Raw genomic sequence first — 7,666 nt, forward strand, 5'->3', positions numbered from 1 at the left:
ACGGATAATATGTGGTCCACCCCCCGCCCCGCCGGCCCGCACCCCCCCCCGGGACGGGGCTTATCGCTTTCCCAGCAGCGGATTTATCCGCTCATTCCGATCCGCGCACTCTCGCACTCTCGCACTCTCGCACTTACGCACTCTCGCACTTCTACTCCGGCCGCAGCGTCATCCGGCTGACGGCGCGGCGCTCGGCCTTGCCGCGGTCCAGCGGGATGAGCCACAGGCGCCCTTCGCGCCACAGCGGCGTCTGGTCGCGGTAGTGCGGGGAGAACGGGATGCCGCTCTGCCCGGTGGGGATGACGAAGCCGCCGGATCCGTCCGGATCCGCCATGTCGACCACGTGGCGCTGGCTGCTTCCGTACGTGTTGGTGAACGGCGGCTTGCGGGCGCTCCATCCGCTCACGTTCACCGTGTAGTACGATCCGCCGTTGGGGAACGGGCCGATGTTGAGCTTGAGCGCACGGTCCAGCACGCTCACCACGCCCATCGGATGGCCGATCTGCGTCTGGTGCAGCGCGCCCCACGTCTGGGTGCCCACGGCCTGCGCGGCGGTGCGCATGGCCTCCGCCGCCAGCTCGTCCAGCGTCTCCGTCTTGCCCGCCGTCGTCACGTCGTCCACCCACGCGCCGCCGCCCTGCTCCAGGATGCGGTCCAGCGAGGTGCGCGGAAAGTACACGTTCTCGCCGCCAAACTCGTCGTTCCCCACGCGGGTGCGCAGTTCGTCGAACCAGGCGTAGAAGAGCGCCGCGCCGCGAGAATCCACCCGCGCCTCGCCGTTCCATGCCCGCAGCTCGCGGGCGGCGTCGGGCAGCTGGGCGCGCTCCGCCGCCTGCACGGCACGGGGCAGGTGGCGCAGCGCAAAGACGTCGCGCACGTCAATCTGCTGGCGCGCCACGTCCGCCGCCGTCAGCCCCTGGCCCGCCTCTACCAGCTGGCGGATGCGCATGGCGCGCCACGGCTCGGCCCAGTTGGCGGTAATGTGGTGCGGATACGCGGGCCCCACCTGCCGGTTGTTGGCCGTGACCACAAAGCCGTCCGCGGGATCCAGGACGTGCGGATGCTGGTCGAAGCCCAGGAACCCCGTCCAGTCCGCCTCGCCCGTCCACCCGGGCTGCGGCAGCACGCCGTCGCCGCCGCGGCGGATCGGGACGCGGCCGCCCATCCAGTACCCGAAGCGCCCGTCGCGATCGGCGAAGATCACGTTCTGGTGCGGGTTGTTGAAGCCGCGCAGGGCGGTGGTAAACTCGTCCGCGTTGCGCGCCGTGTTCATCCCCAGCAGCGCCACCACCTCGGTCGACGGCTCGTACGCCGTCCACTGCATCGACAGCACGCGGTCGCCGCCGCGCTCGTCCGCGTCGGAGATCACGGGGCCGTGGCGCGTGGTGCGCACGTTGTGGACGATGCTGTCGCCGCCCTTGATCCGGATCGTCTCGGGGCGGACCGTCATCTCCGCCCATCCGTCCGGCGTGCGGTAGCGGTTGGGATTCGCGGAATCCACCTGCTCCACGAAGAAGTCGACGTCATCCACCATCGCATTCGTGTAGCCCCACGCCACCCGCTCGCTGTGCCCGGCGACCACGACGGGAACGCCGGGGAGCGTCATCCCCGCCACGTTGAAGCCGCCGCCGTGCAGGGCGGCCAGGTACCAGATGGCCGGCGCGCGCAGCGCCAGGTGCATGTCGTTGGCGAGGATCGGCTTTCCCGACTTCGTGCGCGACCCGCCGATGACCCAGGAGTTGGAGGCGTGGGAGGCGGAGACGGATTCCAGCAGCTCCAGCGCGAGCGGCGGCACGTCCGGCAGGGGGACGCGGCCGCTGACGCGCGGGGCGGGGACGGTGGCGGGAACGCGAGGTTGTGCGGTGCCGCGGCCCTGCCACTGCGCGTCGGCGCCCAGGATGGTGGTGCCGTTCTCGGGATAGAAGGGAAACAGCTCGCGCCCCCGCTCCGCGCCCACCTTGTCGACGGCGCGCTGCAGGTTGAGCCCCAGGTCAAAGTCCGCCAGGTCCCACGCCATGATCTTGGCGATGGAAAGCGTGTTGCGGACGGTCCACGGCTCGGGCTTGAAGCGCAGGGTGACGAACTCCGGCGGCAGCGGGCCGCCGTGGGTGCGCATCCACGCGTTCACGCCGTCCGCGTACGCCTGCAGCATGCGCCGGTGCTCCGGCGCCAGCCGCGCCTCGTTCTCCGCCGCGCTGCGCCCCATCCCGACGGTGCGCAGGAACTTGTCCGTATCCGCCAGGTCCGCGCCCAGGATCTCCGCCAGCCGCCCGTCCGCCACGCGCCGGAACATCTCCATCTGAAAGAGGCGGTCCTGCGCGTGCACGTAGCCCACGGCGCGGAACAGGTCCTCCTCGTCCCTGGCCCACACGTGCGGCACGCCCAGCGAGTCGCGCCACACGTCAACCGGCGCGTGCAGCCCCGTCATCGCCGCGCCGCGCGTGGGGTCCGGCGTAGACCTTCCCAGCCACACGCGCCCGCCGATGAGCGCAGCGAGCACCAGCGCGAGCACGCCCGCGAGGACGTAGAGCAGCTTCTTGAGCATCGGGAGCTTCTGGACGGGTGGGACGTAGACGGCGGATTGGGATGATGCGTGAGAATGCGTGCTGCGGCCGGGTGCGGTCAAGCAGTGGAGGGCACGACGCGTGTCCGACGGGCCCTCTCCCCCGCCGACTTCGCCGCTCGTTCCTCGCGGCTCGCGGCGACCGCCGTGCGAGGAACGAGCAAAAGGCCGGTCGGGGAAGAGGGCCCGTCCGTAGCGCCTCGTCCCCCTTCACCCGTTCACCTCACTGCCGCGCCCACACGTTGTTGTCGCGCTGGATGTCCGGGAACGCGTTCTCCGCGTCGATCTCCACCCGGATCACGGGCGAGGCGTGGCGTGGAAGGGTGAGCGTGGCGGTGCGGCGGCCTTCCAGCCACGTTTCCACCGGCACCTCGATCATCTGCGTCTCGCCGTTCTCGCGGGTAATGGTCACGCGCGCGGGCATGGGCGCCAGGCCGCGGTCCTCGATCACGATCGTCGCGCCCCCGGCGCCTTCGGCCACGCTGCCGACGGCCTGGTCCAGCGTCCACGTTTCGTAGAACCAGGTGCGCCAGAACCAGTCCAGGTCCTCGCCCGCCACCTCTTCGACCGTGTTGAAGAAATCCCACGGGTAGGGGTGCTTCCACGCCCAGCGTTGCAGAAAGGTGCGCCACGCGCGGTTGAACGTGGCCTCGCCCAGAATGCCGCGCAGCGAAACGAAGTTGGTGGACGGCTTGGGATAAGACGCCACGCCGTACGCCGCCCCCGTGTAGTGAAAGTCGCTGCGGCGCATGATCTCGCCCTCGCCGCCGGTGCGCGCCAGCCCCAGGTACGACTCGCGGTCCTCGATCTCGCCCGTGCTGGTGGGAAAGGTGTCCTTGCGCGCCTGCGCCTCGTGGTACGTGGTCATCCCCTCGTCCATCCACGCGTAGCGCCGCTCGTCCACGCTCACGATCATCGGCACCCACATGTGCGCCAGCTCGTGCGCGGTGGTGCCGTACAGCCCCTGGTCGCTGGAGCGCGTAAAGGAGCTGATGATGGTCATCATCGGGTACTCCATCCCGCCGCTGATGATGTCCTCGGCCTCCACCGACGTCATGTGCGGCCACGGGTAGGGAATGCCCGTGAACTCCGACAGGAAGGTGATGGCGTGCGCCTCCATGTCCGCCGCGCCGGCCCAGCGTGGGGCGTTGGGGCGCCAGAAGGCGTGGATGGCGGTGTGGTCGGTGCGCCCGTCGCCGTTGCGGTCACCCACGGCGGTGCGGCGCGCGTCCCAGTTGCTGGCGCGCGTGACGCTGTACGCCACGTCGCGCACGCTGTCGGCGCGAAACCGCCACGTCACCATCCCGTTCTGCCCCGCCGTGGTCACCCGCTCAAAGTCCGCGGGGGTTACCACGTGCACCACCTGGTCGCTCTCCACCCCCTGGCGGTAGCGCTGCAGGATGGCGGGGGCCAGCGCCTGCTCCGCGTTCTGCAGCGCGCCGGTGCCAAATACGATCCACTGCGCAGGCGCCTCGAACGTCACGTCGTAGCTGCCAAAGTCCGCGTAGAACTCGCCGGTGCCGCGGAACGGGTCGGGGTGCCACCCCACCACGTCGTCGTACACGGCCATGGCGGGGTAGAAGTAGGCGAAGAAGAACAGGTTCTCCTCGCTGTACCCCATCCGCCCGCTGCCGCCGGCCTGCGGCACCTTGAACGCCCAGTCCACCCCGATGCGCACCGTGGCCCCCGGCGCGACCGGCGCGCTGGGGACGATGACCATCCGCGTGCCGTTGATGGCGTAGCGCGCGCCCTCGCGGCCGCCCTGCGCCACCGCCTGCCCGTCCAGCGCCACGCGCGTCACCTCAACCCCGCCGGTGACCTCCGCCGGCTCGTTGCGCACCACGCCGGGCGCGTTCTGGTTGAGCGTAAGGTCCACGTGCAGCTGCGCCAGCGGGTTGGGCGAGTTGTTGGTGTAGGTGATGGTCTCGCTCCCTTCCAGCCGCTTCTGGTCGGGGATCACGCGCGTGCGGATCTGGTAGTCCGCGCGGTTCTGCCAGTAGCGCGCGCCCGGCGCGCCGGTGGCCGTGCGCGTGCCGCTGGCCACCGCGCGCTGGTACTCCGCGGGCGGCGTGACGGGATAGGGGATGGGCCGCTCCAGGCGCGCGGGCCCCTGCATGGGCGCGGGGCCCGTCGACGGCGATGTGCCGCATCCCGCCAGCAGCGCGGCGGTGGTGAACGCGGTGAACCAGCGCGTGATCATTGAATGTGCTCTCCGGAGTCAGGTGTTGCCGCGCAATCTGGAGCCCACGCGTGGAACGGCGCAAGCAAGCCGGGGCGAGGCGCGGAGGGCGCGGGATGGACGGCGGGGAGCCGTGGAGACATTCCTCTTCCGCGAAAGCGTCCTTTCGCGCATCTATAGGATTGCGTCCATCGCTTCCGCCGGCATGGGCCGCGGGAGCGCCTTTTTCCGTTGATAGAGGGAAAGACCATGAAGAAGCTGCACCTGGAACTGGCGGAGCTGAAGGTGGAGTCGTTCGAGATCACCGAGGTATCCGCCGGGCGTGGAACGGTCCAGGGGCATTACTCCCCCCGGTGCGGCACCGGCATCACGTGCGACAAGCAGGTCAACACGTGCGCAGACGTCGAGACCTGCGGCGCATGGGACACCTGCGCTTCTCCCAGCTGCTACAGCGGGTGCCCTCTTCTGTGCGGGGAGTGACGGATCGGCTGATCCAGGGTGCGCGTCGAAGTGCGCGGACTGCGCGGCCGAGCCCGTGACCTCCTGCCTCTGCTGACACCAGTTCCCCTCCGACGCAAAACAGCCTGCAACCGCGCGAGCAGTTGCAGGCTGTTCCCTATTCCCCATTCCCTATTCCCTATTCCCTATTCCCTGCAGTTCACTCCACCGCGCCGAAAGCCAGCGCCGCGTTGATCCCGCCGAACCCGAAGCTGTTCGAAACGATGCGCCGCACCGGCATCTCCAGCCCTTCACCCGTCACGTACGGCAGGTCGCACTCGTCGCCGGGGGATTCCAGGTTCAGCGTGGGCGGCACCCAGCCGCGCTGGATGGTGAGCGCGCTGATGGCCGCCTCGATGGCGCCGGTGGCGCCCAGGCAGTGCGCGTGGTAGCCCTTGGTGCCGCTCACCTTGAGCGCGTCGGTATGCTCGCCGAACACGCGGCGGATGGTCTGGCTTTCGGTGCTGTCGTTGAGCGGCGTGGACGAGGCGTGCGCGTTGATCACGTCCACGTCCTGCGGCCGCAGCCCGGCGGTGCTCATCGCCGTGCGCATGGCGCGGCCGGCCTGGGCGCCGTCGGGGCGCGGCGCGGTCATGTGGTGTGCGTCGTTGCTGGTGCCGTAGCCCAGCACCTCGGCGTAGATGCGCGCGCCGCGGGCCCGGGCGTGCTCCATCTCCTCCATCACCAGGATGGCCGCGCCCTCGCCCATCACAAAGCCGTCGCGCTCACGGTCGAAGGGGCGCGAGGCGGTGGCGGGGTCGTCGTTGCGGGTGCTCATGGCGCGGATGATGGCGAACGCGCCAAAGCACAGCGGCGCCAGCGGCGTCTCTACCCCGCCCGCCAGCACGACGTCGGCGTCGCCCAGGCGGATGGCGCGCCAGGCGTCGCCCACCGCGATGGCGCCCGACGCGCAGCTCATCCCGTTCGTCGAGTTGGGGCCGGTAAAGCCGAACTCGATGGCCACGTTGCAGCTGGACGCACCGTTGAACACGGCCAGCGCCAGCATGGGGTCCACGCCGCGAACGCCCTTGTGCACGTAGCTGGTGAACTGGTTTTCGCCGTACGCCACGCCGCCCAGCGCGCTGCCCAGCAGCACGCCCGTGCGGTCCGGGTCCACCGACGCGGGGTCCAGCCTGGCGTCTTCCAGCGCCAGCCGCGCGGAGGCGATGGAGAACTGCGCGTACCGTTCGGTGCGGCGCGCGCGGTTGCGGTCCATGAAGTCCGTGGGCTCAAAGCCGTCCACCTGCGCGGCGATGTGCGTGCGGAACGGCGACGGATCAAAGCGGTCGATCCGCCGCACCGCCGACTCGCGGCGCCGCAGCCCGTCCCAGAGCGCTTCCACGCCGGTGCCGATGGGCGTAACGCACCCGATGCCCGTGATGGCGACGCGGCGAAGCGGCGCGGGGCCGCCGTGGTGGCTGGTATCCGTCATGAACCTGCTCGTCCTGATCATCAGAAAAACGGAGCGCGGGAGGGGGCTGCGCCGCTCCCGCGCCTGTCTGCCGGTTAGACCGCCGCCCTGTACACCCCAGCGCGGCGGAGGTGCGCGTCAGCCGTTCTCCACGTGCCTTTTGATGCCGGCCAGGGTGCGGCCCGCCACGTGGTGGATAAAGACGGGACCGATCACCACGTCCCCGATCGCCCGCCGCCCCACGCCGGGAAGCGGCCAGCGCGGCCCCTGCTTCCAGTCGTGCACGATGCGGACGTGCGTGGTGCCGTCGCCGCGGTCCTGGAACGTCCACTCCACGTCCATTCCCGTGGTGATGCCGTCCACGTGCCGATAGATGACCGCCGGCCGCGCCGTGTCGACGTGCATCTCCGAAACCCACCAGACGGGATACTGCAGCGGCCCGAACGATCGCCGGGCCGCCATCTCCACCAGCCCGGTGCCAAAGCCGTCCTTGCGCTGAAAGCGCACCCAGCGGTAGTGCGGCAGCCGCTCGGGCCAGCGCTCCACGTCCGCCCCCGCCTGAAAGCACGCCTCCACCGGCGCGCGCATGACGATCTCATCTACCGTGTACAACGGCTCTCCTCCGGCGCTGGTGCACGGACGCTTGTGCAGGGATTGTAGAGAGATGCCTCCGCCGAGGCAACGGCCCCGCGGTCACAGGACCGGTCGCGAGCCGCCTGCTGGAGCGCCTGAAGCCGCGCATCGGCGCGACAGGATGGTCCGGCGTCGGCGGGCCTCGGAATGACGCGCTCAGTGATGAAGGGAAAGAAAGGCCCGCCTCCAACTGCGGAAGCGGGCCTTCGCGATTACCCTCACACCCTCACACCCTCACACCCTCATACCAAATCCGGAAAAAGATTAGGTATTCTGGAGTGCGCCGTTTACATTGAGAAGTGTGGGAGCAGTGCTTGCTACTACCCTCCTCAGGAGCGAGCGCATGAGCCGCCGTATCCGCGTAGAAGGGCATCTGAGCACG

General features: G+C 69.9%; 5 protein-coding genes. 1 reads left to right on the forward strand and 4 read right to left on the reverse strand.

Annotation, left to right across the window (positions count from 1 at the left end):
- Nucleotides 1-151 precede the first annotated feature (151 nt).
- The gene (locus tag ACOJUJ_RS24070; RefSeq protein ID WP_420129469.1) at nt 152-2,545 is read right to left on the reverse strand and encodes a penicillin acylase family protein; all 2,394 of its coding nucleotides are present in this window, start codon (nt 2,543-2,545) and stop codon (nt 152-154) included.
- A gap of 241 nt (nt 2,546-2,786) precedes the next feature.
- Entirely contained in the window at nt 2,787-4,763 is a 1,977-nt protein-coding gene (locus ACOJUJ_RS24075) for a M1 family metallopeptidase (protein ID WP_420129470.1), read from the reverse strand.
- 228 nt (nt 4,764-4,991) lie between these two features.
- Here ACOJUJ_RS24075 and ACOJUJ_RS24080 point away from each other — a divergent pair, with 228 nt between their 5' ends.
- The gene (locus ACOJUJ_RS24080; protein WP_420129471.1) at nt 4,992-5,222 is read left to right on the forward strand and encodes a hypothetical protein; all 231 of its coding nucleotides are present in this window, start codon (nt 4,992-4,994) and stop codon (nt 5,220-5,222) included.
- 178 nt (nt 5,223-5,400) lie between these two features.
- Here the strand turns inward: ACOJUJ_RS24080 and fabF are convergent, their stop codons facing one another.
- Nucleotides 5,401-6,672: a beta-ketoacyl-ACP synthase II gene (fabF, locus tag ACOJUJ_RS24085; RefSeq protein WP_420129472.1), complete on the reverse strand. Its 1,272-nt coding sequence runs from the start codon at nt 6,670-6,672 to the stop codon at nt 5,401-5,403.
- 117 nt (nt 6,673-6,789) lie between these two features.
- Entirely contained in the window at nt 6,790-7,263 is a 474-nt protein-coding gene (locus ACOJUJ_RS24090) for an SRPBCC family protein (RefSeq protein ID WP_420129473.1), read from the reverse strand.
- Between the last annotated feature and the right edge of the window lie 403 nt (nt 7,264-7,666).

The sequence above is a fragment of the Longimicrobium sp. genome, assembly GCF_048594345.1.
In the GTDB taxonomy this organism is placed as follows: domain Bacteria; phylum Gemmatimonadota; class Gemmatimonadetes; order Longimicrobiales; family Longimicrobiaceae; genus Longimicrobium.